Annotated in this window: 26 protein-coding genes; 10 read left to right on the forward strand and 16 right to left on the reverse strand. The window is 68.6% G+C overall.

What is annotated here, in order from left to right:
* Positions 1-68 precede the first annotated feature (68 nt).
* The gene (locus tag ACLARN_RS18020) at positions 69-572 is read left to right on the forward strand and encodes a hypothetical protein (protein ID WP_409492563.1); all 504 of its coding nucleotides are present in this window, start codon (positions 69-71) and stop codon (positions 570-572) included.
* Positions 573-737: 165 nt separating this feature from the next.
* Here ACLARN_RS18020 and ACLARN_RS18025 read toward each other — a convergent pair whose 3' ends face one another.
* Positions 738-1,688, reverse strand: a complete 951-nt coding sequence (locus tag ACLARN_RS18025; protein WP_409492564.1) for a chitinase — start codon at positions 1,686-1,688, stop codon at positions 738-740.
* A 224-nt stretch (positions 1,689-1,912) separates the two neighbouring features.
* Here ACLARN_RS18025 and ACLARN_RS18030 point away from each other — a divergent pair, with 224 nt between their 5' ends.
* Entirely contained in the window at positions 1,913-3,181 is a 1,269-nt protein-coding gene (locus ACLARN_RS18030) for a GGDEF domain-containing protein (RefSeq protein WP_409492565.1), read from the forward strand.
* Here ACLARN_RS18030 and ACLARN_RS18035 read toward each other — a convergent pair.
* Positions 3,178-3,642, reverse strand: coding sequence for a nucleoside deaminase (locus ACLARN_RS18035; protein WP_409492566.1), 465 nt, complete (start codon positions 3,640-3,642; stop codon positions 3,178-3,180). The two genes, ACLARN_RS18030 and ACLARN_RS18035, sit on opposite strands and share 4 nt — an antisense overlap.
* Before the next feature lie 73 nt (positions 3,643-3,715).
* Here ACLARN_RS18035 and ACLARN_RS18040 point away from each other — a divergent pair, with 73 nt between their 5' ends.
* On the forward strand, positions 3,716-4,675 hold the full coding sequence (locus ACLARN_RS18040; protein ID WP_409492567.1) for a helix-turn-helix transcriptional regulator: 960 nt from the start codon (positions 3,716-3,718) through the stop codon (positions 4,673-4,675).
* Here ACLARN_RS18040 and ACLARN_RS18045 read toward each other — a convergent pair.
* Together ACLARN_RS18045 and ACLARN_RS18050 are read right to left on the reverse strand one after the other, a co-directional pair.
* A complete protein-coding gene (locus ACLARN_RS18045; RefSeq protein ID WP_409492568.1) occupies positions 4,634-6,007 on the reverse strand; it encodes an MFS transporter in 1,374 nt (457 codons plus the stop codon). The genes ACLARN_RS18040 and ACLARN_RS18045 overlap by 42 nt on opposite strands.
* Positions 6,008-6,157: 150 nt before the next feature.
* A complete protein-coding gene (locus ACLARN_RS18050; protein WP_076165617.1) occupies positions 6,158-6,772 on the reverse strand; it encodes a TetR/AcrR family transcriptional regulator in 615 nt (204 codons plus the stop codon).
* Positions 6,773-6,896: 124 nt separating this feature from the next.
* Between ACLARN_RS18050 and ACLARN_RS18055 the strand changes: the two genes are divergently transcribed.
* From ACLARN_RS18055 to ACLARN_RS18070, 4 genes are all read left to right on the forward strand, one after another.
* Positions 6,897-7,649, forward strand: a complete 753-nt coding sequence (locus ACLARN_RS18055) for an SDR family oxidoreductase (RefSeq protein WP_409492569.1) — start codon at positions 6,897-6,899, stop codon at positions 7,647-7,649.
* Positions 7,646-8,431, forward strand: coding sequence for an SDR family oxidoreductase (locus ACLARN_RS18060; RefSeq protein ID WP_409492570.1), 786 nt, complete (start codon positions 7,646-7,648; stop codon positions 8,429-8,431). Before ACLARN_RS18055 ends, ACLARN_RS18060 begins: the two co-directional genes overlap by 4 nt.
* Before the next feature lie 82 nt (positions 8,432-8,513).
* Complete coding sequence (locus tag ACLARN_RS18065; protein WP_409492571.1) at positions 8,514-8,849, forward strand: hypothetical protein; 336 nt, start codon at positions 8,514-8,516, stop codon at positions 8,847-8,849.
* 133 nt (positions 8,850-8,982) lie between these two features.
* Entirely contained in the window at positions 8,983-9,609 is a 627-nt protein-coding gene (locus ACLARN_RS18070) for a TetR/AcrR family transcriptional regulator (RefSeq protein WP_409492572.1), read from the forward strand.
* A 3-nt stretch (positions 9,610-9,612) separates the two neighbouring features.
* On the opposite strand, the gene ACLARN_RS18075 is transcribed toward ACLARN_RS18070, so the two are convergent.
* From ACLARN_RS18075 to fabG, 7 genes are all read right to left on the reverse strand, one after another.
* On the reverse strand, positions 9,613-10,005 hold the full coding sequence (locus ACLARN_RS18075; RefSeq protein ID WP_409492573.1) for a hypothetical protein: 393 nt from the start codon (positions 10,003-10,005) through the stop codon (positions 9,613-9,615).
* Between the two features lie 83 nt (positions 10,006-10,088).
* Positions 10,089-11,201, reverse strand: a complete 1,113-nt coding sequence (locus tag ACLARN_RS18080; protein WP_409492574.1) for an acyl-CoA dehydrogenase family protein — start codon at positions 11,199-11,201, stop codon at positions 10,089-10,091.
* Positions 11,198-12,379, reverse strand: a complete 1,182-nt coding sequence (locus tag ACLARN_RS18085) for an acyl-CoA dehydrogenase family protein (protein WP_409492575.1) — start codon at positions 12,377-12,379, stop codon at positions 11,198-11,200. Before ACLARN_RS18085 ends, ACLARN_RS18080 begins: the two co-directional genes overlap by 4 nt.
* Positions 12,376-13,599, reverse strand: coding sequence for an acyl-CoA dehydrogenase family protein (locus tag ACLARN_RS18090; RefSeq protein WP_409492576.1), 1,224 nt, complete (start codon positions 13,597-13,599; stop codon positions 12,376-12,378). Before ACLARN_RS18090 ends, ACLARN_RS18085 begins: the two co-directional genes overlap by 4 nt.
* 2 nt (positions 13,600-13,601) lie before the next feature.
* Positions 13,602-14,627, reverse strand: coding sequence for a phosphotransferase family protein (locus ACLARN_RS18095; RefSeq protein ID WP_409492577.1), 1,026 nt, complete (start codon positions 14,625-14,627; stop codon positions 13,602-13,604).
* Positions 14,628-14,719: 92 nt separating this feature from the next.
* Positions 14,720-15,172 (reverse strand): MaoC family dehydratase, encoded by a 453-nt coding sequence (locus ACLARN_RS18100; protein WP_409492578.1) that lies wholly within the window; start codon positions 15,170-15,172, stop codon positions 14,720-14,722.
* Between the two features lie 3 nt (positions 15,173-15,175).
* Positions 15,176-15,937, reverse strand: a complete 762-nt coding sequence (gene fabG / locus ACLARN_RS18105; RefSeq protein ID WP_409492579.1) for a 3-oxoacyl-ACP reductase FabG — start codon at positions 15,935-15,937, stop codon at positions 15,176-15,178.
* Positions 15,938-16,134: 197 nt separating this feature from the next.
* Here fabG and rph point away from each other — a divergent pair, with 197 nt between their 5' ends.
* Positions 16,135-18,726 (forward strand): rifamycin-inactivating phosphotransferase, encoded by a 2,592-nt coding sequence (gene rph / locus ACLARN_RS18110; RefSeq protein WP_409492580.1) that lies wholly within the window; start codon positions 16,135-16,137, stop codon positions 18,724-18,726.
* Between the two features lie 169 nt (positions 18,727-18,895).
* Here the strand turns inward: rph and ACLARN_RS18115 are convergent, their stop codons facing one another.
* From ACLARN_RS18115 to ACLARN_RS18130, 4 genes are read right to left on the reverse strand one after another with little or no spacing between them, the layout of a single operon-like run.
* Positions 18,896-19,978: a thiamine-phosphate kinase gene (locus ACLARN_RS18115; RefSeq protein ID WP_409492581.1), complete on the reverse strand. Its 1,083-nt coding sequence runs from the start codon at positions 19,976-19,978 to the stop codon at positions 18,896-18,898.
* A complete protein-coding gene (gene dcd / locus ACLARN_RS18120) occupies positions 19,962-20,549 on the reverse strand; it encodes a dCTP deaminase (protein ID WP_409492582.1) in 588 nt (195 codons plus the stop codon). Before dcd ends, ACLARN_RS18115 begins: the two co-directional genes overlap by 17 nt.
* Entirely contained in the window at positions 20,540-21,256 is a 717-nt protein-coding gene (locus tag ACLARN_RS18125; protein WP_409492583.1) for a hypothetical protein, read from the reverse strand. The genes dcd and ACLARN_RS18125 overlap by 10 nt, the downstream gene beginning before the upstream one ends.
* On the reverse strand, positions 21,256-22,545 hold the full coding sequence (locus tag ACLARN_RS18130) for a helix-turn-helix transcriptional regulator (protein WP_409492584.1): 1,290 nt from the start codon (positions 22,543-22,545) through the stop codon (positions 21,256-21,258). Before ACLARN_RS18130 ends, ACLARN_RS18125 begins: the two co-directional genes overlap by 1 nt.
* Before the next feature lie 363 nt (positions 22,546-22,908).
* Here ACLARN_RS18130 and ACLARN_RS18135 point away from each other — a divergent pair, with 363 nt between their 5' ends.
* Both ACLARN_RS18135 and ACLARN_RS18140 read left to right on the forward strand, forming a co-directional pair.
* On the forward strand, positions 22,909-23,241 hold the full coding sequence (locus ACLARN_RS18135) for a hypothetical protein (protein WP_409492585.1): 333 nt from the start codon (positions 22,909-22,911) through the stop codon (positions 23,239-23,241).
* A complete protein-coding gene (locus ACLARN_RS18140) occupies positions 23,238-23,819 on the forward strand; it encodes a hypothetical protein (protein ID WP_409492586.1) in 582 nt (193 codons plus the stop codon). The genes ACLARN_RS18135 and ACLARN_RS18140 overlap by 4 nt, the downstream gene beginning before the upstream one ends.
* A 10-nt stretch (positions 23,820-23,829) precedes the next feature.
* On the opposite strand, the gene ACLARN_RS18145 is transcribed toward ACLARN_RS18140, so the two are convergent.
* Positions 23,830-24,507 carry a DUF998 domain-containing protein gene (locus tag ACLARN_RS18145; protein ID WP_409492587.1) on the reverse strand — a complete coding sequence of 226 codons (678 nt, stop codon included), beginning with the start codon at positions 24,505-24,507 and terminating at the stop codon, positions 23,830-23,832.
* Between the last annotated feature and the right edge of the window lie 167 nt (positions 24,508-24,674).

Genomic DNA, 24,674 nt, shown 5'->3' on the forward strand with positions numbered 1-24,674 from the left:
GCGTTCCTAGGATCCACCCCGGGATGAGGCCGTCGCGCTGCGCGACGGACCGGGGTTGGGAGGTGCCGATGGCACGCACGGCTCGCCGCCACAGCGGTGAGGACGCCCTGAGCGCACTGATGCGGGAGGCCGGCGCGGCACCCCGCCGCCGGGGACCGCGCGGGCCGAAGCACCGGGCTCCGAGCAGCGCCGCTCCCGGCAACGGGAAGGTCCGGCGGATTTCCGCGCTTTCGGCGGGCGGCCTGGTCGTCGGCGGCTTGCTCGCCGTCCTGCTCACCCCGGCCGACTCGGCCGACGTCATCCCGGGAACGCCGCTCCCGCCGCCGTCGCTGACCATCGCCCCGCAGGCTGTCGAGGTCCCGGACGACGCGGTGCCTTCCCCTGTCCCGTCGGGGCCGCCGGGAGGCAGTGTCGCGCCCCCGCCGCCGCTGACCGCGTCGATGCACGGCTCGGAGACGCCGTCTCCCACTCCGCCGCCGGTCGTCACCCCGGAACGGCGGGATCCGCGCGCCGGTCACCACGACTATGACTGGTACCGCGGCGGCGGTCGCCTGCCGCAATGGGGCGGGTAGCGCCGTTCGGGTGAACGGCGGTATCGCTCACCGTCGATGGTCCGCACTCCATTCCCGTCCGGATCACAGCTACGGACCCTGAGCGGTAAACCGTGAAGGCCTCTTTCCCTACTTTGAGAGTAGGGAAAGAGGCCTTCACAGGCTGACACCGGTGGGGAACGGAAGTCAGCCGGTATAACCCGCCACGATCTTCGTGTAGTCGTACTTGCCCTGTGCGATTCCCGCGCAGTTGTTGCAATCGCGGTTCACCGCCCAGAACGACAGCCGGGCGAGATGTTTGCTCGCCGCGTAGTCGCGGATCGCGCGGAAGTCGGCGACGCTGACCGTCTCGCCCGCCACGTCGGTCTTCCCGTTCATCGAGGAGAGGCCGCTGCGCCGGTATGCCGCGTCGTCGCTCAGGCCGAAGGCGGACTTCACGACGTTCTTGAGCCCGTCCACGGCACTGCGGGTCTTGCCTGCCATGTCACCGCCGCTGGAGAAATTGAACGGCATGACCGACCAGGCGTCGACGTCCGCGCCGAGGGCCTTCGACTGGTTGATCAGCCGCTTTCCGTGCGAATTGGGGCCGCCGACGTCGGTCGGGATGGTGATGACCACGCGCAGGCCGGGATTCTTCTGTTTCGTGAGTTTGACGGCGTTCAGGATCCGGTCCTGGACGGTGTGGTTCTCGAATTCGTCGGTGTTCTCGACGTCGAGGTCGATCGCCTTGAGTTTGTAGGCGTCGATGACCTTCTGATACGCGCCGGCGAGTGCCGCGGGTGTGCCGCATTTCGGGCCGAGCTTCGTGCCGGACCAGCCGCCGAACGACGGGATGATGTCGCCACCCTTGGCCCGGATTTTGCTGATCAGTGTGGCGTCGGAGCCGGTGAGTGAACGGCTGCCGTCCCATTTGGGGTTGCAGCCGCCGTCGGAGAGGATGAACGCGAGGGTGAAGGCCTTGACCCCGGTGGCGTTCATCGCGGCGATCGGGTCCGTCTGTCCCGACCACTGGTACAGATAAGGCGAGGCGAGCACCGCGTCCGGGGCCGCCGAGGCGACGGGGGCGAGGCCGACGGCCGTGGCGAGAGCGGCGCCGACGGTGGTGGCCAGTGTTGCCCAACGTCGTAAGGATTTCATAGGTCCTCCAACTGGTACGCGCGCATCGGGGCGCGCAGGTGTGGAGCACCTCCGTCTTGACGCGGCGTATCAACCAGGAGGGTGCGCCCACTCACGGTGGACTAGACCATTGAGGACTGTCAAGAATTCACCGGATTTACCGGCTGAAACGACCGACCTTAGTAGGGGGGTCACTACCCGGAAAGCGGATCGACAGCTCCGCGATTACCGGCTAGTTTGCCGAAATGGTGGGGGACTCCCTGATGGCGACCGGAAGCCGCGGCCGAAGAGAGCGGCTCGCCGCGCCGCGGCGGATATTGGGGACCTGGAGCCTGTGGGAACTACCCAGGCGGGGCCTGATCGGGTACCTGCTCCTCGTCGACGCGGTCGCCTTGGCCGCCACCACCTACCTTTTCGTGCTGCGGCCGCCCGCCTCGTCGTCACTGCTCCCGTTTTCCGCGCTGCTGGCGGGAATGATCCTCAGTTCGGAGCTTTCGCGGCCCGTTGAGCGCTCCCGTGCCGACACCCGGCTCGGCGCCGGACTGGACGCGGCCTGGATCTTCGCGGGCGCGCTGCTGCTGCCGCCCGCGCTGGCCGCCGTGCTCGTCGTCGCCTCGGCGGGGTACCGCTGGTTCCGGATCCGGCGCGGGATCCCGCATCGCCAGGTGTTCGCGGCCTCCGCCACCGTGCTGTCGGCACTCGGTGCTTCGCTCATCCCACTACTGCTGCACGCGCACCCGTTCGCCGACGCGACAAGGGATTTCGAAAGTTTCGCCCTGGTTTTCGCGACCGGCCTGGTATTCCTGTCCGTCGACGCCGCCTTGGCCGCTCCCGCAGCCGAATTCGGGGCGGAGCCGTCGGGATTCGCCTTCGACGCGGCGATGGTCGCGTTCGGCCTGCTGCTCGCGTGGTCGGCGGTGGACTGGCCGTTCGTCACCGTGGTACTCGCCGGTGCGCTCGTGGTACTGCACCGGGCGGGGACGATGCGCGCCCTGCGCGGCCACGCGGGCACGGACTCCGGCACCGGCCTGCTGACCGCTTCGTCCTGGTTGGACGGTGCCCGCACCCAATTCGACCTGCTTCGCGGCCGTGGCGCCGATCTTTCGCTGCTGATGCTCGACCTCGACCATTTCGCCCGGCTCAACGACCGGCACGGCAGGCATGTCGGAGACGACGTCCTTCGCGCCGTCGCGGACACTTTGCGCGCGGAGGTCCGCGCGGCCGACCTGGTCGGCCGGTTCGGCGGCGAGGAATTCGTCGTCCTGCTGCCCGGTACGAGCCGGTTCGACGCGCACGCGATCGCCGAACGCATCCGATTACGGATTTCCTCGACGTTCGTCTCACTGGGTGGGACGTTCGCCGGTGCGACCGTTTCGATCGGGGTCTCGTCGCATCCCGCCGGCGGTGAGACGCTCGACAGGCTCGTCGGTGCGGCGGATCAGGCGTTGCGCGCGGCCAAGGGGGCGGGGCGCAACCGGACCGTCGTCTTCGAGGCCGAGGAACCGCTCGATTAGTTGTCGGTCGGGACCCCGATGTCCTCGAACCACAGCTCCGGATGGTCCTGGATGAACTCGGTCATCAGCGCGGTGCACGCCGGGTCGTCGAGCAGGGTGATCTCGACACCGTTCTCTTCGAGCCAGCCATGCCCGCCCTCGAACGTGGCGGCCTCGCCGATGATCACCCGGCCGATGCCGAACTGGCGCACCAGCCCGCTGCAATACCAGCAGGGGGAGAGGGTGGTGACCATGATCGTGTCCCGGTAGTGCGGCCGCCTGCCCGCGTTCCGGAACGCGGTGGTCTCGGCGTGCAGCGACGGGTCGCCGTCCTGGACCCGGCGGTTGTGCCCGCGGCCGAGCAGGACACCGGCGCTGTCGAACAACGCGGCGCCGATCGGGACCCCGCCCTCGGCCTTGCCGAGTTCGGCCTCTTCGCGGGCGACGGACAGCAGCTGCGCGGGATCGATCACCCGGGTCACTCTACCCTCCGCAATGCGGACCGGACCTGTCCTCGATGTCTGCCACACTCGTCCCCATGAAGCGAGCGAACCGATGACCACGGGCACGTCGGCACGGCTGCTGAGACTGTTGTCCCTGCTGCAAGCGCGGCGCGACTGGCCGGGCGCCGATCTGGCCGACCGGCTGCGAGTGGACGTGCGCACGGTCCGGCGTGACGTCGAGCGGTTGCGGGAGCTGGGCTATCCGGTGCACGCCACGCCGGGGGTCGCGGGCGGCTACCGGCTCGGTGCGGGGGCCGCGCTGCCGCCGCTGCTGCTGGACGACGACGAAGCCGTCGCGGTCGCCGTCGGGCTCCGCACGGCCGCGAACGGGACGGTGTCGGGGATCGAGGAGACCTCGGTCCGCGCGCTCGCGAAACTGGAGCAGGTGCTGCCCGCCCGGCTGCGGCACCGGGTGACCGCGCTGAACTCCGCGATGATCCCGCTCGGCGGTGTCGTCCCGGTCATCGACGCGGAAGCGCTGACGGTCATCGCGTCCGCGTGCCGCGACCATCAGCGGCTCCGGTTCGGCTATCGCGGCCACAAAGGCGACGTCACCGAGCGGTACATCGAGCCGCTGCGGATGGTGCACACCGGGCGCCGGTGGTATCTGGTCGCGTTCGATCTCGACCGCGACGACTGGCGGACCTTTCGCGTCGACCGCATCGACGGCGTCCCGGACACCAGTTTCCGCTTCACACCGAGGGAACCGCCCGCCGAGGACCTCGCGGCCTACGTCTCCCGTGGGATCACGTCGTCGCCGTATCCGCACCAGATGGTGCTGCGGGTGAACACCTCGGCGACCGCGCTCGCCGAACACGTGTCACCGACCGTCGGGATGATCGAGGCCATCGACGAGCACACCTGCCGGGTCAGGGTCGGCTCCAACGACCTTTCCGTGATGCCGTACTACCTCGCCCACTGGGACGTCGACTTCGTCGTGGAGGAGGCGCCGGACGAGGTCAAGGAGCGGCTACGGCTGGTCGCCGACCGGTTCGCGCGCGCGGTCGTCTGAGTCCGAAGTGGACTGTGCGGCTCGCTTGGCGCGTTTGGCCAGCAGACCGATCGAGCCGAGTGAGATCAGCGCCAGCACGATGATGTAGAGCGAGACCGACATCGAGGTCCCGGTGGATTCCAGCAGCAGCACCATGATGAACGGCGCGAGCCCGCCGCCGACGACCGCGCTGATCTGGTAACCGAGCGAGGCGCCGGTGTACCGCATCTCGGCGGTGAACAGTTCGGCGAACAGCGCCGCCTGCGGGCCGTACATGATGCCGAGGAACAGCGACCCGACGAACGAGGCGACCACGAACAGCGGCAGCGAAGCCGTGTCGATCAGCAGGAACATCGGGATCGCCCAGAGCGCGACACCGGCCGCGCCGAAGGTGTAGATCTTCAGCCTGCCGATGCGGTCGGACAGTTTCGCCGACAGCGGGATGATCGCCAGCTGCAACGTGCTGATCAGCAAGGTCGCGACGAGCACGGTGGTGCGCGACATCCCCAGATGGCGGGTGGCGTAGTCGAGGACGCCGTTGAGCAGGATGTAGAAGGTGGCGGTGTTGACCATGAACGAACCGCCCGCCAGCAGCACGGTGCCCTTGTGGTCGCGCAGGACGGCGCGCAGCGGCGACTTGGCGCGGCCGCGTTCCTCCGCGGCGAGTTTCGCCTCGGCACGGCGGTATTCCGGGGTCTCGTCGATCTTGACGTGGATGTACCAGGCCAGTCCGAGCACGAGAATGCCGACCAGGAACGGAATGCGCCACGCCCAGGTGAGGAAGTCCGACGGCGGGGCGACCTGCGCGGCGATCAGGAACACCGTGTTCGCCAGCACCACGCCGATCGGGACACCGAGCTGGACCAGGCTGCCGTAGAGGCCGCGTTTGCCGGGTGGCGCGTATTCGGTGGCGAGCAGCATCGCGCCGCCCCACTGCGCGCCGACCGCGACCCCCTGCACGAGCCGTAGCAGCACCAGGAGGATCGGCGCGGCGATGCCGATCGTGTCGTAGGTCGGGAGCAGGCCGATCAGCGTGGTCGCCGCACCCATCAGCGCGATCGCCAGCACCAGCACGGGTTTCCGGCCGCGTTTGTCGCCGAGGCTGCCCGCGATGATCCCGCCGAGCGGCCGGGCGAGGAAGCCGACCGCGAAGGTCGCGAACGAGGCGAGGACACCGGCCGCCGCGTTGGTGGTGGGGAAGAAGGTCTTCCCGAAGACCAGTGCGGCGGCGATCCCGAAGACGAAGTAGTCGTACCACTCGACGGACGAGGCGAGCGCCGCGGCGGTCGCGGCCCGCCTGCGCTGGGACACGGTGATCGTGGGTTCCGGGGCGTGCTGTGCGCTGTCTGCCATCGGTGTTCCCTTCGCTCGGCGCTGCGGGTCCGGGCAAGTTAACAACCGCTTAGTATGTGGTCAACGTCTCAACGGGTATTTCTCGATACCGACCGGTTGGTATGTCACTCTGGTGGCGGTATCGCCGACGGAGGCCGACTCAGTACCCGGTCAGGAGAGTTTCGTGCCGAGCATGCGGAGCACCAGCTCGCTGTACTCCTGGCCCAGCTTCTTCGGGGTCTGGCGGGCGCGGTCGCTGTACCAGCGGGAGACGTCGACGCCGAGCGAAAGCACGGCGCGCGCGGCGGTGTGCGGGTCGCCGACGGTGAACACCCCGGCCGCGGAGCCTTCGGTGATGACCTCGCGCACGATCTGCTCGATGCGGCGGCGCAGCTTCGCGACGATCTCGAACTCCTCGTCCGGGAGCGCGTGCAGTTCGTACTGCACGACGCGCGCCACGGTGTGCCGCCGGGCGTGCCAGGCCACGAAGTCCTCGACCAGCAGCCGGATTCGCTCGACCGGGTCGGTCTCCCGCGCGACGACGCTCTCGACGAGTGAGAGGGTCTGCTCGTGGCCGTACTTGGAGATCGCGAACAGCAACGCGGCCTTGGACGGGAAGTGCACGTACAGCGCCGCGGGGCTCATCCCCGCCGCCGAGGCGATGTCCCGGGTGGTGGTCGCGTGATAGCCACGCCGGGCGAAGGATTCGACCCCGGCCAGCATCAGCCGCCGTGCCGTTTCCGGCTGGACGTCGGGCCACAGTTCGGCCGACAGCGACATGGTCATCCGCAGATCCTCCCAGAGGCTTGCACCGGATGGTGGGCTTGACACCGCCTCCGGACCTTTCCATTGTAAGTGAGCGCTCGCTTAGTGATTACGCTCGCTGGTGAACACAGAGGAGATCGACAGAGTGAACTCGTTCAAGGATCGCGTCGCGATCGTCACCGGCGCGAGCCGGGGTATCGGCCTCGGGATCGCCAAGGACCTGGTCGAGCGCGGCGCGAAGGTGTGCATCACCGCGCGCAAGCCGGAGCCGCTGGCCGAGGCCGTCGCCGAACTGGGCGGTGAGGCGGTCGCGATCGCCGTCCCCGGCAAGGCCGACGACACCGCGCACCAGGACGAGGCCGTCGCCAAGACCATCGAGACCTTCGGCAGGCTGGACATGCTGGTCAACAACACCGGTATCAACCCGGTGTACGGACCGACGTTGGACATCGAGCCCGAAGCCGCCGCGAAGATCTTCGCAGTCAACGTGCTCGCGCCGCTTTCGTGGACCCGCCGGGCGCGCGACGCGTGGATGGGGGAGCACGGCGGCGCGGTGGTGAACGTCGCGTCCGTCGCCGGGCTCGGCGCGTCGCCCGGGATCGGCATGTACGGCGTCAGCAAGGCCGCGCTGATCCGGCTCACCAAGGAACTCGGCTTCGAACTGGGCCCGAAGATCCGCGTGAACGCCGTCGCGCCCGCCGTGGTCAAGACCAAGTTCGCGACCGCGCTGTACGAAGGCCGTGAGGAAGAGGTCTCGGCGTCGTACCCGATGAAGCGACTCGGAGTGCCTGCCGACATCGCGAGCGCCGTGTCGTTCCTGCTCTCGGAAGAGTCGGGTTGGATCACCGGGCAGACGATCGTCCTCGACGGCGGAGTGACGCTGGCGGGTGGCCTGTGACCGCGTCGTTCACCGGATCCGGTGTCGTCATCACCGGCGGAGGCGGCGGCATCGGCGCCGCCCTCGCCCGCCGGTTCGCCGCCGAGGGTGCCAATGTCGTCGTCGGCGACCTGAACGGGGACGCCGCCGCCGAGGTCGCGAAGGAGATCGGCGGAACCGCCGTCGCCGGTGACGCCGCCAGCGAGGCCGGGGTCGCGTCGCTGATCGAGGCCGCACGCGAAACCCTCGGTGAGATCGACGTTTTCTGTGCCAACGCCGGGATCGCGCCGATGGGCGGCGTCGACGCGCCCGAGGAGGACTGGGCGCGGATCTGGGACGTCAACGTGATGGCGCACGTGCGCGCGTCGCGGCTGTTGCTGCCGCCGTGGCTCGAGCGCGGCCGCGGGCACTTCATTTCGACGGTGTCGGCGGCGGGACTGCTGACCACCCTCGGCTCGGCGTCGTACTCGGTGACCAAACACGGCGCGCTCGCCTTCGCCGAATGGCTGTCGGCGACCTACCGGCATCGCGGGCTCACGGTGCAGGCGATCTGCCCGCAAGGGGTGCGGACGGCGATGCTGGAGAACACCGGCCCCGCGGGCGAACTGCTCATGGGCGCGTCGGCGATCCAGCCGGAGCAGGTCGCGGACTCGCTGTTCGAGGCCATCGAGGCCGAACGTTTCCTGGTGCTGCCGCACCCCGAGGTCGCGGACTACTACGCCGCGCGGGCCACGCAGACCGACCGCTGGCTCGGCGGGATGAACAAACTGCAGCGCAAGGTGGAGCAGCTCGCCGGCGAGTGATTTCCGGGGCCGCGCACGGTTGATCTTCGCCGGGGAATCGGCCACTGTGAGTGCGGGGTCTTGCTCGCGGTAAGGAAACTCAATGAGCAAACGTTTCGTGCTTCGTGGCGCCGTTCTCGCCGTGACCCTCGCGGGTTCGGTACTCACCGCGGGATCGGCGATGGCGAGCACCGCGGAGCCGTGTGCTGCCGAGGCGTCGGGTGACGTCGCGGCGGCTTCGTGCACGCCGTACCGCAAGCAGAGTGAGGGCTGGAGCAGCAAGACCGCCTGCAACCGCGCCGGCAACGAGGGCGCGCAGGCGATGCGCTGGACCGGCTGGAACTGCAACCAGGCGCTGCGCGGCTGGGAGCTGTGGGTGCGCACGTGCACCGCGCTGGCCGCCGAGAAGGACGCGGTGTCCACGCGCGAAACCGTCTGATCCGTGCGGGGCCGCTCCGGGTGCGAAACGCCCGGAGCGGCCCCGCCCTGGCGAGCACGCCCGGCGCGGGGCGGCTCCCAGGGCGTCGACAAACCGGCCGGTATGCTGAGTGTCCGCACGAGAAGGAGCCGGTATGACACGAGCGACCACCCGCAAGGCGGGGACGGCCGAGGCGAGCGGCGACGACCAGGCCGCCGTGCCGCGCCGTCTGCTGTCGCACGCCACGAAGCTCTTCGCCAAGAAGGGTTTCGACCGCACCTCCGTGCAGGAGATCGTAGAGGCGGCCGGGGTCACCAAGGGCGCGATGTATCACTACTTCGGCTCCAAGGACGACCTCCTTTACGAGATCTACGCCCGGGTGCTGCGCGCGCAGACCGAGCAACTGGAAAAGGTGGCCTCGAGCGAGGCGCCACTGCGAGAGCGGCTGCGCTCCGCCTGCTCCGACGTCGTCGTCAGCACGATCGACAACCTCGACGACAACACGATCTTCATGCAGTCCATGCACCAGCTCAGCGTGGAGAAGCAGAAGGCCGTCCGCGCGGAACGCCGCAAGTACCACGAGCGGTTCCGTACGCTGATCGAAGAAGGCCAGGAGTCCGGCGAATTTCGCGCGGACAAACCGGCCGACGTGATCGTCGACTTCTTCTTCGGCTCGGTGCACCACCTCGGTTCCTGGTACCGGCGGGGCGGCGCGCTCTCGGCCCGCCAGATCGGCGACCACTTCGCCGATCTCCTGCTGGCCGCGCTGCGACCCGAATAGTCTTCACCCCGGTGGCGCGGTGACGAGGCGCTCGGCGAACCAGTTGCGGCGGCGTTCGAGTACCGTTCCCACCTCCCATCCGGAGGTGAAGGCGAGCAGCCCGGTCGCCACTTCGTCGGCGCCTTCGGGAGGCCAGCCCTGTGCGGCCAGACTCGACCGCAGCGCTTCGGTGTAGTCGTAATAGGTGAAGCCGGGCAGCTCCGCGACGAGCGCCGTCGTCGTCCCGGCGTGCGAGTTCAGGCCGCCGAAGGACCGGCTGCAACCGCATTCGGAATCGGGTGAGGCGTCGCCGTCGTCGCAGCACGGGGCGATCCAGATCAGTTCGCCTTCGACGCAGTCGTTGAAGTCGTTTTCCCGCGCACCCTGGGTCTTCGAGGTGGCCACGAGCAGTTTCATGGTGACTCCCTGTTCGCTCTGATGTTCGAACAGGTTTTACCGGCGGGGTCCGACACTTTCCGGGGCGGACCCCGCCGGGAGGATCAGGCGGGCAGGTCGATCAGTGGCGCGAGGGCCGCGCGATGCCGTCCAGGAGTGCCTAAAGCGATCTCGTCGCTCTTCGCGCGCTTCAGGTACAGGTGGGCGGGGTGCTCCCAGGTCATGCCGATCCCGCCGTGCAGCTGGATCGCCTCTTCGGCGGCGTGGACGGCGATGGGGGAGTTGCGGGCCTGCGCCACCGCGACGGCGATCGCGATGTCGTCGCCGGAAGCCAGGCAGTCGGCGGCGTAGCGCGCGGTCGCCCTGGCGTTGACCAGATCCGTGTACAGGTTCGCCAGCCGGTGCTTCAGCGACTGGAACGATCCGACCTGACGGCCGAACTGGTAGCGCTCCTTGAGATAACGCACCGTTTCGGTCAGCGCCCATTCGGCGATCCCGAGTTGTTCCGAAGCGAGGAGTCCCGCCGCGGTCGTGAGCGCCGTGTCCAGCGCGGACGCCGCCGAGGAGTCGGCGACGCGCTTCGCGGCCGCGTTCTCCAAGGTGATGTCGGCGATGCGCCGGGTCAGGTCCAGCGAGATAGCCTCGGTGATCGTCACTTCCGGCGAAGCCGTGTCGACGGTGTAGAGGCCGGGGCCGTCGGGCCCCACCGCCGGGACGACGAGCAGTTCAGCCACCGAAGCGTCGACGACGCTGCGGACCTGGCCGCTGAGCGTGCCGTCCGCCGCCGCGCTGACGGTCGAGGGGAACTCGGCGCCGGGAGCGGTCGACAGCGGGACGGCCAGCGCGCCGATGAGCGTGCCAGCGGCCAGTTTCCCGAGTTTTTCCGCCACTTCCGCCTGCGAAGTGTCGGTCGCCAGCAAGGCGGACGTCGCCAGGACGGCGCTGCCGAGATAGGGGACGGGAGCGACGCTGCGCCCGAGTTCCTCCATCACGACAGCGACTTCACGCGCCGAAGCGCCATGCCCGCCCAAAGCCTCCGGCACGGCGAGGCCCGCCGCGCCGAGGTCGGCGGCGAGCGTGCGCCACAACTTCAGGTCGTACGGTTCCGCCGTCTCGGTCCTGGCGATCAGTGTGGCCGGTTCCGCGCGGTCCTTGAGCAGGTCGCGGACGCTGGCGCGAAGGTCCTCTTCGACCTCGGAATACAGCAGGTCGCTCATCGGGGCAGGTCCTTCCAGGCGACGTCCTTGTCGATCCGCGGCTCGGACGGCAGTCCCAGCACGCGTTCGGCGATGATGTTGCGCAGGACCTCCGAGGTGCCGCCCTCGATCGAGTTCCCCTTCGCGCGCAGGTAGCGGTAGCCGGCTTCGCGGCCGAGGAAGTTCACGCCGTCGGGACGCCGCATCGTCCAGTCGTCGTAGCGCAGGCCTTCCTCACCGAGTAGTTCGATCTCCAGCCCGGACGCGGCCTGGTTCAGCTCGGAGAACGCGACCTTGACCGCCGAACCCTCCGGCCCTGGCGCACCGGCGGCGAGTTGCTGCCGCAGCCGCGAACTCACCAGGCGCAGGCTTTCGCCCTCCACCCACAGTTTCAGCAGACGGTCGTGCAGTTCGGACGTCCGCAGGTCCGGGCGCTCGCGCCAGGTTTCCGCGACGACGCCCACCATTCCGCCGTCACGCGGGAACTCGGCCCCGCCGATCGCGACACGCTCGTTCATCAGCGTGGTCTGCGCGACCTTCCAACCCTCGCCGACCGCGCCGAGGCGGTGCGCGTCGGGGATGCGGACCTCGCTGAGGAAGACCTCGTTGAACTCGGCCTCACCGGTGATCTGGCGCAGCGGCCGGACCTCCACACCCGGCGCGGTCATGTCGCACACGAAGTACGTCATGCCACGGTGTTTCGGCACGTCGGGATCGGTGCGGGTGACCAGGATGGCCCACTGCGACTTGTGCGCGCCCGAAGTCCACACCTTCTGCCCGGTGACCACCCAGTCGTCGCCGTCGCGCACCGCGCGGGTGCCCAGCGCGGCGAGGTCGGAGCCGGCGCCGGGCTCACTGAACAGCTGGCACCACACCTCCCGCTCGGTCCACAGTGGACGAAGGAAGCGCTGGTGCTGCTCCGGGGTACCGAAGGCGAGGATGGTCGGCGCGGCCATGCCGAGGCCGATCCCGATCCGCCGTTTGTCGTTGTCCGGCGCGCCCGCCGCGGCGAGTTCTTTGTCCACAAGGGACTGAAGTGAGCGCGGCGCGTTCAGGCCGCCGAGGCCTTCGGGGAAGTGGATCCACGCCAGCCCGGCGTCGAACCTCGCGTCGAGGAAGTCCTGGCGCGGCGTGCTTTCCGGCGGATACGCGGCCAGCAGGTCGGCCACGCGCCGCTTGAGTTCCTGAGGTGTCGTCACTTCTTGGCCTCTCCGCGGTACTTCTTCAGTTCACGGTGCGCCAGCGAGCGCTTGTGCACCTCGTCCGGGCCGTCGGCCAGCCGCAGTGTCCGCACCTGCGCCCACATCTCGGCGACCGGGAAGTCCTGGCTGACCCCGCCCGCGCCGTGCACCTGCACGGCCTTGTCCAGGATCCACTCGACGGTGATCGGCGTCGAGATCTTGATCGACTGGATCTCGGTGTGCGCGCCCTGGTTGCCGACGGTGTCCATCAGCCACGCGGTCTTGAGCACCAGCAGCCGCTGCTGCTCGATCTTGACCCGCGCCTCGGCGATCCAGTCCTGCACCACGCCTTGTTCGGCGATCGGCTTGCCGAAGGTCTCGCGCGAAAGCGCCCGGCGGCACATCAGTTCCAGCGCGCGTTCGGCCATCCCGATGGCGCGCATGCAGTGGTGGATCCGGCCCGGTCCGAGACGGGCCTGCGCGACGGCGAACCCGTCGCCCTCGCCCGCGATCAGGTTCTCCGCCGGGACACGGGCGTCCTCGAAGACCACCTCGGCGTGCCCACCGTGGTCGCCGTCGGTGTAGCCGAACACGTGCATACCGCGTTTCACGGTCATGCCAGGGGTGTCACGGGGGACCAGGATCATGCTCTGCTGCTTGTGCGCGGGCGCGTCCGGATCGGTCTTGCCCATCACGATGAAGATCTTGCAGTTCGGGTTCATCGCGCCGGAGATGTACCACTTGCGGCCGTTGATGACGTACTCGTCGCCGTCACGCCGGATGCTGGTGGCGATGTTGCGTGCGTCGGAGGAAGCGACGTCGGGCTCGGTCATCGCGAACGCGGACCGGATCTCGCCATCCAGCAACGGCTGAAGCCACTGCTTCTTCTGCTGCTCGGTGCCGAACATGGTGAGGACTTCCATGTTCCCGGTGTCCGGCGCCGCGCAGTTCAGCGCGGTCGGCGCGAGCCGCAGGCTGCGGCCGGTGATCTCCGCCAGCGGCGCGTACTGCAAGTTCGTGAGGCCCGCGCCGTGGTCGCCGGGGAGGAAGAAGTTCCACAGCCCGCGTTTGCGTGCCTCGGCTTTGAGTTCTTCGACGATCGGCGGCTGCGACCATTCACTGTCGCGCTCGGCCAGTTGCTCCTCGAAGACGGCCTCGGCCGGGTAGATGTGCGAATCCATGAACTCGAGGAGTTTCCCCCGCAGTTCCTCGGTTTTCGCGTCGAAGGCGAAGTCCATCTCTATCCCTCTTCCTTGAGAGTCTCGTTGCCGTGCGCGATCAGGGGAACGACGCCGGAGCCGATGTTGTCGAACCCGGCGCCGACGGTCTGCCCCTTGCTGTAGCGGAGGTGGATGCCTTCCAGGATCACCGCGAGTTTGAAGAAGGCGAAGCCCACATACCAGTTGAGCCGGGAGACGTCACGGCCCGAGCGCTCGGCGTACCGGGCGATCACCTCGTCGTTGCGCGGGTAGCCCGGCGCGGAACTGGCGTTGGACACGAACTGCAAGGAGACCTTGTCGCGTTCGGCGTAGGCCACCAGCAGCGCGAGATCGGTCAGCGGATCGCCGAGGGTCGACATCTCCCAGTCCAGCACCGCGGTGATCCGGTCGTCGGCGTTCACCAGCACGTTGTCCAGCCGGTAGTCCCCGTGGATGATCGACGGCTTGCCCGAAACCGGCACCGAACCCGCCAGGCGGTCGTGCAGTGCGTCGACACCGGGCAGATCGCGGCTACGGTTGCCGTCCAGTTGCTTCTTCCAGCGCCGCAACTGGCGTTCCAGGAAGCCTTCCGGACGGCCGAAATCGCCCAGTCCCACCGATTCCGGATCGACGGCGTGCAGTTCGACCAGGGTGTCGACCAGTTCGTCCGCGATCGCCTTCGTCCTGGCGGGGCCCAGCGCGGCCAGTTCGGTGTCCGAGCGGAAGGGGGTGCCCTCCACGAACTCCATCACGTAGAACCGCGAGCCGATGACGTCGGTGTCCTCGCACAGCAGCAAGGTTTCCGGCACCGGGACGGCCGTGCCGTGCAGGCCGGAGATCACCCGGAACTCGCGGCCCATGTCGTGCGCGGTCGGCAGGACGTGGCCCAGCGGCGGGCGCCGGACCACCCAGCGGGACCGGCCGTCGCCCACGATGTAGGTGAGGTTGGACCGGCCCCCTTCCACGACCTGGCCGCTCAGGTCGCCCTGGACGAGCCCCGGCCGGTGCTCGTCCAGGTGGGCCTTGAGCCTCGCCAGGTCGAGGCCCGGCAGGTCGGACTGGTTCATCGTGCCTCCAGCGTCTCGCTTTCCGGTTACAGTACCGACCAGTCGGTATGTCGGATAGTGGTGGTCCGGCGGGGTGCCGGAGGTCACTTTCCTCAGGCGATGAGCCGGACGACCATCTCCGCGACGCACGCCGGTTTGGGCTCGCCGTCGATCTCGATCGTCCACCGGACGACGGCCTGCTTGCCGCCGGTGACGTCGGTGACCTCGACCAGTTCGGCGCCCGCCCGGATCCTCGCGCCCACCTTGACCGGCTGAGGGAAGCGGACCTTGTTGAGGCCGTAGTTGATCCCCATCTTGAGCCCGTTGACCCGGTAGAGCTTCCCGACGAAGCCCGAAATGAGCGACAGCGTCAGGAAACCGTGGGCGATCGGCGCCCCGAACGGGCCTTCGGCCGCCTTCTCGACGTCGACGTGGATCCACTGGTGGTCGTCGGTGGCGTCGGCGAACAGGTTCACCCGGTCCTGGGTGAGCGTCAGCCATTCGCTGTAGCCGAAGTGCTCGCCGACGGCGTTCTCGAACTCCTGCAGGGAGGCGAATTCACGCATGGCTCAGTCCTTCGGTCCGCCGGCGACGTAGATGACCTGGCCGGAGATGAATCCGGCGCCGTCGCTCACCAGGAACGACGCGAGGTTGGCGATGTCGTCGGGTGTGCCGACGCGCTGCACCGGGATCTGCGACGCGGCCGCCGCCTTGAAGTCCTCGAACGACATGCCGACCCGCTCGGCGGTCGCCGCGGTCATGTCGGTGGCGATGAAACCGGGGGCGATGGCGTTCGCGGTGACGTTGAACTTGCCCAGTTCGATCGCGAGGGTCTTGGTGAAGCCCTGCATGCCCGCCTTGGCCGCGGAGTAGTTGACCTGCCCGCGGTTGCCCAGCGCCGAGGTGCTGGACAGGTTGACGATGCGGCCCCACTTCTCCTGCGTCTGGTACTTCTGCACCTCGCGGGTCATCAGGAACGAGCCCTTCAGGTGCACGCCCAGCACCGAGTCCCAGTCCTGTTCGGTCATCTTGAACAGCAGGTTGTCGCGGGTGATGCCGGCGTTGTTGATCAGCACGGTCGGCGCGCCGAGTTCCTCTGCCACCCTGGTCACCGCAGCCTCGACCTGCGCGGCGTCGTTGACGTCCAGCGCGACGCCGACGGCCTTGCCGCCCTCGGCGACGATCGCTTCGGCTCCCTGCTTGACGCCCGCCTCGTCGAGGTCCAGCAGGCCGACGGCGAACCCGTCGGAAGCGAGCCGCTTGGCAACGGCCGCGCCGATGCCGCGGCCTGCGCCGGTGACGATCGCTACGCGGGAGGGGTGTTCGGTCACGGGGGACTCCTCGTCGTCGAGTGGAAGTGACGCCGAGTCTGCCGTACTAAGCGGTTGCTTTCCAGAGGAGACCGAGGGATACGTCCCCCACTCCCTGCCCCCTTCAACGTATAACGCACTGGGGGGCTTGCGGCAAGACCCGGGTGATGCCGCAGAATCGCCCGCCGTACTCGAAAAACACGGAGGGTGAACAACACATGGGCGGCTACGTACTCGGGTTCCAGGAGATCGACCGGACGCGGGTCGCGGTCGTCGGCGGCAAGGGCGCGCACCTGGGAGAGCTTTCGCGGATCGAAGGCGTCCGGGTGCCCGACGGTTTCTGCGTGACGACGGACGCCTTCCGGCGGATCCTGGCGGACGCGCCGTCGATCGGCGATCAGCTGGACCGGCTGTCGCGCCTGAACCCGGACGACCGGGAGGCCCTCCGCTCGCACAGCGCGGAGATCCGGCGGACCCTCGAAGAGATCGTCATCCCCGACGACCTGGCGGCCGCGATCACCGGCGCGCTCGCCGGGCTCGGAGAGCAGGCCGCGTACGCCGTCCGATCGAGCGCGACGGCGGAAGACCTGCCGACGGCCTCGTTCGCGGGCCAGCAGGACACGTACTTGAACGTCGTGGGGGCGGCGGAGATCCTGCGGCACATCAGCCTCTGCTGGGCGTCGCTGTTCACCGAGCGGGCCGTGACCTACCGGCTGCGGAACGGCTTCGGCCACCGGAAGGTCGACATGGCCGTCGTCGTGCAGCGGATGGTCTTCCCGCTGGCGGCAGGCGTCCTCTTCACGGCCGATCCCGTCACGTCCAACCGGAAGGTCTCGTCCGTGGAGGCCGGCTACGGCCTCGGTGAGGCGCTGGTCTCCGGCCTGGTGAACTCGGACAGCTACCAGGTACGTGACGGCGAGATCGTCGCCAACATGGTCGCGACGAAGCAGCGCGCACTCCACGCCTCACCGGGTGGCGGGACACAGGAACAGCCGATCGAGCCTGGCCAGCAGGAGCAACCGGCGTTGACGGACGCGCAGGTCGTGCGGCTGGAGCGGCTGGGACGGCGGATCGAAGCGCATTTCGGCCGCCCCCAGGACATTGAATGGTGCCTGGCCGATGACGAGTTCCAGATCGTCCAGAGCCGTCCGATCACCACGTTGTTCCCCGTCCCGGAGGTCGACGACGAGGCCAACCACGTCTACGTCTCCGTCGGCCATCAGCAGATGATGACCGACGCCATGAAGCCACTGGGGCTCTCCTTCTGGCAGATGACGACCCCTCGGCCCATGTCGGAGGCGGGCGGCCGCCTGTTCGTGGACGTCACCGGGATCCTGTCCGCGCCGACGAGCCGCGCCGGTTTCCTGGACGTCATGGGGAAATCCGATCCGCTGATGGGTGACGCGCTGCGGACCGTCCTCGACCGCGACGGCTTCATTCCGTCGGTTCCGGACGACGGGGCCGGCCAGCAGATCCCCGGCGTCGAGCCCGCCACGATCGAGACCGATCCGGCCGTCGTCACCGAGCTGATCGGGCTCAGCGAGGACTCCATCGCCGCGGTGAAACGCGACATCCGGACGAAGTCGGGCTCGGAGCTGATCGACTTCATCCTGGCGGACATGCAGGAGCTGCGGCGGATCCTGTTCGAGCCGCGGAGCCATCAGGTGATCATGGCGGGGATGCAGACGACGTGGTGGCTCAACGAGCATTTGCGGGAGTGGCTGGGCGAGAAGAACGCGGCCGACACGCTCACCCAGTCCGTGCCGCACAACGTCACGTCGGAGATGGGGCTGGCACTCCTCGACGTCGCGGACGCGATCCGCCCGCATCCCGAGGTCGTCGCCTTTCTGCACGAGGTCGAGGACGAGGACTTCCTGGACGAGCTGGCCGGGCTCGCGGGCGGGCCGGAAGCACGAGACGCCATCGAGGCTTATCTCGACAAATACGGCGTGCGCTGCGTCGGTGAAATCGACATCACGAGGCCTCGGTGGAGCGAACGTCCCACGACGCTCCTGCCGCTGATCCTCGCCAACGTCAAGAACTTCGAGCCGGGCGCCGGTGAACGCCGGTTCGAGCAAGGGCGGCAGGAGGCGCTGGCGAAGGAACAGGAACTGCTGGAACGCTTGCGGACCCTGCCGGACGGGGAGGAGAAGGCCGACGAAACCCGGCGGATGATCGAGCGCGTCCGGACGTTCAGCGGGTACCGGGAGTATCCGAAGTACGGCATGGTCAGCCGCTACTTCGTGTACAAGCAGGCGTTGCTGGCCGAGGCCGAGCGACTGGTGCGGGACGGCCTGCTGGGGGAGCGGGAGGACATCTTCTTCCTGCGATTCCAGGAACTCCAGGAAGTCGTGCGCACGAACCAGGTCGACGACGAGCTCATCCGACAGCGCAAAGAAGCATTCAAGTCCTATGAAACGCTTACGCCGCCCCGGGTGTTCACTTCGGACGGTGAGGCCGTCGCCGGAACGTACCGGCGCGACGATCTGCCGTCCGGCGCGCTGGTCGGCCTGCCGGTTTCCGCCGGGACCGTCGAAGGGCGGGCGCGGGTCATCCTGGACATGGCTGACGCCGACCTCGAACCGGGCGACATCCTGATCACGGCCTACACGGACCCCAGCTGGTCGCCCCTGTTCGTCGCGATCACGGGCCTGGTGACGGAAGTCGGGGGCCTGATGACCCACGGCGCGGTGATCGCCCGCGAGTACGGCCTGCCCGCCGTCGTCGGAGTCGAGCGCGCGACGAAGACGATCCAGGACGGGCAGCGGATCCGGGTGAACGGAACCGACGGATACATCGAGATCCTCTAGCCCGGAGGCGTAACTCACGTGCTCAAGCACGTAACTCACGTGCTTGGACACCGCACTCGCGTGCCTGAAGACCGAACTCGCGTGTGCGGGTTCTGAGCACGCGAGTTCCGTCTCTGAGCACGTGAGTGCGGTACTCAAGCACGCGAGTCACGCCGTGTCGTCCGCGGAACTAGCCCGCGCGCCTGCCGAGGACGTCGGTGATCAGCTGCCGCAGTTCGCCACCGTGCCACGAACTGGGCGAGAACCGCTCCTGCGCGATTCCTTCCCAAGGCTCGCCGTCGTCCAGCGAGATGCCTTCCGCACCGGGAACGAAGGTGCCGATCTCCTGGGCGGCGATCCCTTCCCCGGCAAGGGTTTTCTTGGCGAGTTCGACGTCCTGCGGCCGCACGGCGACCACGAGTGTCCAGTCACCCCAGGCCTGCGCGAGTTCGAACCGGCCGAGCCCGGACTGCGCGCAGACGTCGGCGGGCGCGTCGTCCAGTCGGATGTCCGTGGTGATCCGCGCGCCGAGACCGTTGGCGCCGCAGAGGCTCCGCACGGTCGGGAAGAGACCATCCGACACGTCCATCGCGGCACGGGCCAGCCCGGTCGTGGCGAGCATTCGTCCGGCGGTCACCTGCGCCATCGGACGGCAGGCGCGTTCGCGGATCTCGGCGGCGAGCGACTCGGGGAGCCGAGCCTGTTCTTCGACGAGCAACGCGTACGCCCAGAGGTAGCCAGGAGAACCGACCAGCAGCAGGCGATCGCCGGCCTCGGCGCCCGTGCGGCCGAGCCTGCTCCCGGGGACGCACCGGCCGATGGCGGTCGCGGAGAGTTGCCGGACCGGGCCGTCCCGGAGGTCGCCGCCGACGACCTTCGTTCCCTGCGCCAGGGCACAGTCGTCCACACCGTCGAGGAGCCGCCGGAACTCGCCAGCCGTGGTCGTCTTCGGCAGGGTGTAGTTGACGACCAGCCCGAGCGGAGTGGCGCCCGCCGCCGCCAGATCGGACAGGTTGATCGTCGCCAGCAGCCAGCCGGCGTGATACGGGTCCGTTTCACCCAGAATGGTGACCAGCGGGGTGGGGCAGCTGTCGGTGGTGGCGACCAGTTCACCGCGAAGCCCTTCCGGGGCATCGAGGACGGCGCAGTCGTCACCGAACCCGCGGACACCGCCGTAGCGCGGCCGCAGGATGTGCTTCAGGATCGCGTGTTCCCCGAGGTCGCCGAGGCGGACGTCGTCGCCGACGGGGGAGATCTCAGTTACGCCCGACATGATCCGCCAATCGGGACGGGGCCACGGTGTGGTCGCTGGAGTAGTTGTGCGGCAGGGTGCCGTAGGGCTGATCGCTGCCGGTGGAGGCGAACAGCATGAGGTTGCAGATCCGCGCGCCGGGATGCAGGAGCACCGGATGCCGCAGGTGGTTCACGATCTCCAGGGTCAGCACGGCGCCGTTCTCACTGCCGAAACCGGGACTGACCTGACCGCACAGGACGACACTGACGCCGAGCCGCGCGTAGTCACTCGTGCCGTCGACGAGACCGGCGAGTTTCCCCGAAAGCCCGATCTTCTCCAGCGTCGGCGCGAGAACGACCTCGCCGGGTTCGACGCACAGCCTGCCTTCGGCGTCGAGTTCCTTCGGCCGGAGTTCCGGATAGGTGCTCCGGTCGGCGATGTCGACGGTTCCGGTCGACTCCAGCGCGAACGCCTCATGGCCGAGCCGGAGGCTGATCGCGGCGGGCCGGACGAGGGCGGGCTCGAACGGGGTGATGGTGAGTTCCCCGTTCCGGTGCGCGCGTTTGATCGCCCGGTCGGTCAGGATCCCGCGGCGCAGGGTCAACGGCATGACGCCACCGCCTTCGCGACGGCACCGACGAGCACCCGGAAATCGGCCTCGGTCAGCTCGCCGTTGGGCTGGTCGTCGGTCTGGCCCGGCTCGCAGTAGACGACGGTGGTGGGGGTGCGATGCGGGCCCTGGATCACCACCGTCGCGGTCAATCCCGCGTCGATCGGCCGGACGGTGTGCACGACGTCGGTGTCACACGCGTAGACCTCGCCGCGCCGGACGTGCGGGATCTTCTCGACCGCGAGCCGGGCTTCCCCGTCGGCGAGCAGAGCGGCCGGATTCGCCGGATCGGCACCGTAGCGGTACCGGTCGTGCGCTTTCCCGCCTTCGGTCGTTTCGCGGTACTCGACCATGTGCATGCCTTCGCCCGCGATGATGGTCGAAGCGAACTCCCACCGGTGGCTGTGCGGATTGGACTCGCCGCGGGACGGCTCCTCGGATTCCGGCCAGACGTGGAGCCGGATCCGGAAATCGGCGGAGGCGTGGAGCACCATTTTGGCGAACCCGTTGGGGTGCCAGTAGGAACGCTTCGCCGCGGCACGGACGGCCTCTTCGTCGTCGAGGATTTCCTCAAGCCACGAAAGGAAAGTGCCGGGGTCTTCCTGGACCCGGTGCGCCACCGTGCGCAGCCAGGGCAGGTCCGCGTCGCCGTCGCGGGGTCGCGTGCCGGTGACACCGCGGAGGAACGCGGGCGGAGTGTCGATCATCAAGTCGTACCTGGGGTTCCGGGAGGGCTGAGCGGGGGCGCGGCGACGGCGAGCGCGGCCGCGCGGAGGGCTGTGACGGCGTCCAGCGTCTGCCAGATGGGTAGGTCCCCGCTTCCCCAGGCCCACAGCCCTTGATCGGCGTCATAGCGCTCCCAGAGGGTTCCGAGCGCCCGGTTGAGCCGGGGGAGTGGCAGGAAGGGGGCGGTGGCGAGTGCTTGGACGACCCAGGCGGAGGTGAAGTGCCGGATGATGATCCGGGTCGTTCCGTCACCGTCGGGACGAGGCCTTTCGAGATCCTCGGCCACGCCGTCGTCCGAATGCGAGCGGTCGATGAGCCATTGTGTGGCTTCGTCGGCCGCCTCCCGGACGTCGTTGCGATCTTCACGGCTGCGCAGCACGTCCCGCAGAGCGACGACCGACCGCGCGGTGTGCACCACCGAAGCCTCCGGGGCGACGAGGCCTGCTTCGTTCTTCTCCGGCCACAGCTGTGAGCCGTCGAAGTCGAGCCGGGCCGCCAGGAGGGCGTCGATCAGCCGGTCGGTCAGCGGGGCGTCCGGCCGCAGCCGGACCGCCGTGTGCAACACGGCGGACAAAAGGTACGGGCGGGTCCGGCTGTACGGGTCGAGCGACCCCTCGAGCAGGTCCAGCCCTTCGTCGGCGGACATGGTGCTGGTGCGGAAAAGCGCGTCCACCACCGACGCGGTGGTCTCCGGCCGCTTGCCGCCCGCGCGGCCTCGCCAGCCGTGTTCCGCTTGCAGGTGGTAGAGATCTTCGGCCAGCGTATGTAGGTCGATGTAGGGATCGCCTACCACCAGCATCGCGTTGATCCCGTAGGCGGTGCTGAGCGCCTTCGGGCCGGTGGTCTTCTGCAGGTTGTGCCGCCAGCCGAGCGGCTTGCCACTGTCGTCGCGGATCAGGTGATCGGCGAGTCTGGCGCCGACGGTGTGGAAGACCTGCAACAGGGAACGGGAGGTCTCGACGACGCCCGCGTCACCGACGGTGGACGGCGTGTGGTCCTGGGGCGATCGCGCCGTCTCCACCAGCTTGAACAGCGCGTTCGCGGCACGGAAGTGGTCGTCGAGCTGACGTGCGTTGTGCGTCGACGGCAGGTATTTGCCGGTCTCCCACTGGGTCAGGTTCGCCCTCGTGACCCCGATGATCCTGGCGGTCTGTGCCTGCGTTTCCCCCGCGGCCTTGCGCAGTCGCCGCAGCTCGCGTCCGACACCTGATGCGGTAACGGTTTCCGCATCAGGACTTACCGGCCGGTCCCCGGCCGATGTAGGCTTCATGTAGGCACTAGACACGGGCTTACCTACCTCGCGTAGGCAATGTAGGGCGGTGACTGAACGTGCACACAACGGGGAGAGTACAGCAAGAGAATCGGACCGCGCTGGCGCGTCGGTCAAGGTCGTGTCACATCGTGTCGAACGCTCCAGTCCGACTTGTTCTGCCTGGTCCCGGCGTGCGCGACCCACCTGGCGGCAGGGGCCGGTACGACCCGGGCGCGATCGGAAAGCGGATGCTGTCAGCCATGTGGAAGTGACGCTGCGCATCCGAGCCGGTTCGAGCCGTCTGCGGGCCACACGAATGTCGTAGTAGGCGTCGTGTGTGCCGACCCGAGTCCGAGCTTCGCCGCATCGGGGGTGAACTCCATGACCCACCACGAGTACCACACGGACGTACCTCGATCTTGGTTCGATCGGCTTCTCGAACGCTTCCACAACTGGCTTTTCGCGACAGACGAAGACGCGAGGGCCGCCGCGCGCGGCTGGCAGGTGACTCGCGTGCCGAAGAGCAGGCGCCGCGTCTACCGCGATCCCCGCTGGGACACCGTGCACGCGTGCGAACCCTGCGGAGGCACGGGCTGGTGGCCCTACGAGGACGCCGTATGCCCGGACTGCGCCGGTGCCGGCGTCGTCCGCTCCATTCCCGCGGCGGCGGTGTCCGCCGAACAAACCGCCGGACGGACAGGAGGAAGGTCATGAGCCGTTGGCAGGAACCTCAGGCGATCGCCGAGCTGGCCCGCGAGGTCACGGTGGTCAGGAGGCCCAACCCGTTCACCGCCCTTTATCACTGGCGCTACGAGATCGGCGCGCTGCTCGTCGTCCCGTATGCGCTGTTCACCCTGTTCCAGGCCGTCGGCCCGATCTGGGCAGCGGTCGTGCTGTTCTGTGTCGCCAACTGGTTGTTCTACTGGCGCTCGGCGCGCGGGTTCATCCGTGACCGGCTCCGGTCGGTCGTGGTGCAACACCGGCTGCGGACCGGATTCGCCCGTGCGCGGGTGTGCACGCTCGACGGCAAACTGCCGGTGATCCTGTGGACCAGACCACGGGGTGACGAAATCGAGATCACGGTGTTCTGCCCGGCAGGGGTCGGCTACGAGCGCATCGAGCAGCGGCGGGCACTGCTCGCCGCTGCGTGCTTCGCCACCGACGTCCATGTGTACCGCCATCACAAGCGGGCCAACGTGGTGCACCTGTCGGTCTGCACCGCGCGCTTGCGCAAGGACGACGACGAGGACGGTGCCGATCTCGCGCCCGGAGTGGCTCCCGCGCGGCGATGAACGCGTCCGCTCAGGACGCGACCTGCAAGGCCTCGGGCTCGGTCGTGACCACTCGGGCCGGGATCAGGAGTGACGCCAGCGCGATCAGCCCGGTCAACGCCATCGCGCGTTCGACCAGCCCCAGCGGGATCGCCTGCCACCACGGCCTGCCGCCGTTCATCGAGACCACGATCGCCCCGAGGATCACGCCGAACCAGGCCAGCGCCGCCACCGCCAGGACCCGCGTCACCACGCGGCGCGCGGGAGAGGAGGGGAAGACGGCCTTCGCGGCGAAATACACGGCGAGCGGCAGGCAGACGAAGGCCACGACGCTCGCGATCCGGTGCACGGTCCCGCCGGTGCTCGGCCCGATCGCCCAGTTGTTCTTGGGGAACGCCACGATCACCACCAGGCTCAACGTCCAGAGCGCGCAGAAGACCGACGCCGCGGAGAGCGCGGGGAGATGCTTGCGGCGGATCAGCGCGCCGAAGCCGATCGCCGAGCCGAACGCGACCAGCAGGACCGCGACGTCGAAGATCCATTTGTTCTCACTCAGCGCGTATTCGCTGATGGTGCGGCGGACCGGGCTGATGTCGCTGGTGGCGGGGAGGACCTGCAACAGCAGGATCAGCAGCGCTCCGCCGGCGACCGAGACCACGGCGGCCAGCAGGGCCAGCGGGGGCCTGGCGGTGACCTGAGGCGTCGTCATGGTTGAAAGGTAACCACCCAACCTGAAGGTTTTCTTAGGCCGAGCTGTCGGAATCGACAGGAAAGGCCCATCCTCCGGCGCACGTGGTGGTGATCGTTCCGGCACGGTCGGTGAGATCGTTGGGCCGAAAGGGGTGCAGACGACTTGTGGCGGGTCCCTCGGATGGG

It is taken from the genome of Amycolatopsis sp. cmx-11-12, from assembly GCF_046269425.1.
Lineage (GTDB): Bacteria > Actinomycetota > Actinomycetes > Mycobacteriales > Pseudonocardiaceae > Amycolatopsis.

What these genes read in the sequence shown, in the direction of transcription:
- ACLARN_RS18080 (WP_409492574.1), bottom strand. Translation starts at nt 11,201, where the DNA reads ATGAGCGACCTGCTGTATTCCGAGGTCGAAGAGGACCTTCGCGCCAGC.
- ACLARN_RS18020 (WP_409492563.1), top strand. Translation starts at nt 69, where the DNA reads ATGGCACGCACGGCTCGCCGCCACAGCGGTGAGGACGCCCTGAGCGCA.
- dcd (WP_409492582.1), bottom strand. Translation starts at nt 20,549, where the DNA reads ATGCCGTTGACCCTGCGCCGCGGGATCCTGACCGACCGGGCGATCAAA.
- ACLARN_RS18095 (WP_409492577.1), bottom strand. Translation starts at nt 14,627, where the DNA reads ATGAACCAGTCCGACCTGCCGGGCCTCGACCTGGCGAGGCTCAAGGCC.
- rph (WP_409492580.1), top strand. Translation starts at nt 16,135, where the DNA reads ATGGGCGGCTACGTACTCGGGTTCCAGGAGATCGACCGGACGCGGGTC.
- ACLARN_RS18045 (WP_409492568.1), bottom strand. Translation starts at nt 6,007, where the DNA reads ATGGCAGACAGCGCACAGCACGCCCCGGAACCCACGATCACCGTGTCC.
- ACLARN_RS18030 (WP_409492565.1), top strand. Translation starts at nt 1,913, where the DNA reads ATGGTGGGGGACTCCCTGATGGCGACCGGAAGCCGCGGCCGAAGAGAG.
- ACLARN_RS18135 (WP_409492585.1), top strand. Translation starts at nt 22,909, where the DNA reads ATGACCCACCACGAGTACCACACGGACGTACCTCGATCTTGGTTCGAT.
- ACLARN_RS18090 (WP_409492576.1), bottom strand. Translation starts at nt 13,599, where the DNA reads ATGGACTTCGCCTTCGACGCGAAAACCGAGGAACTGCGGGGGAAACTC.
- ACLARN_RS18130 (WP_409492584.1), bottom strand. Translation starts at nt 22,545, where the DNA reads ATGAAGCCTACATCGGCCGGGGACCGGCCGGTAAGTCCTGATGCGGAA.
- ACLARN_RS18070 (WP_409492572.1), top strand. Translation starts at nt 8,983, where the DNA reads ATGACACGAGCGACCACCCGCAAGGCGGGGACGGCCGAGGCGAGCGGC.
- ACLARN_RS18040 (WP_409492567.1), top strand. Translation starts at nt 3,716, where the DNA reads ATGACCACGGGCACGTCGGCACGGCTGCTGAGACTGTTGTCCCTGCTG.
- ACLARN_RS18125 (WP_409492583.1), bottom strand. Translation starts at nt 21,256, where the DNA reads ATGATCGACACTCCGCCCGCGTTCCTCCGCGGTGTCACCGGCACGCGA.
- ACLARN_RS18115 (WP_409492581.1), bottom strand. Translation starts at nt 19,978, where the DNA reads ATGTCGGGCGTAACTGAGATCTCCCCCGTCGGCGACGACGTCCGCCTC.
- ACLARN_RS18140 (WP_409492586.1), top strand. Translation starts at nt 23,238, where the DNA reads ATGAGCCGTTGGCAGGAACCTCAGGCGATCGCCGAGCTGGCCCGCGAG.
- ACLARN_RS18075 (WP_409492573.1), bottom strand. Translation starts at nt 10,005, where the DNA reads ATGAAACTGCTCGTGGCCACCTCGAAGACCCAGGGTGCGCGGGAAAAC.
- ACLARN_RS18145 (WP_409492587.1), bottom strand. Translation starts at nt 24,507, where the DNA reads ATGACGACGCCTCAGGTCACCGCCAGGCCCCCGCTGGCCCTGCTGGCC.
- ACLARN_RS18100 (WP_409492578.1), bottom strand. Translation starts at nt 15,172, where the DNA reads ATGCGTGAATTCGCCTCCCTGCAGGAGTTCGAGAACGCCGTCGGCGAG.
- ACLARN_RS18050 (WP_076165617.1), bottom strand. Translation starts at nt 6,772, where the DNA reads ATGACCATGTCGCTGTCGGCCGAACTGTGGCCCGACGTCCAGCCGGAA.
- ACLARN_RS18065 (WP_409492571.1), top strand. Translation starts at nt 8,514, where the DNA reads ATGAGCAAACGTTTCGTGCTTCGTGGCGCCGTTCTCGCCGTGACCCTC.
- ACLARN_RS18025 (WP_409492564.1), bottom strand. Translation starts at nt 1,688, where the DNA reads ATGAAATCCTTACGACGTTGGGCAACACTGGCCACCACCGTCGGCGCC.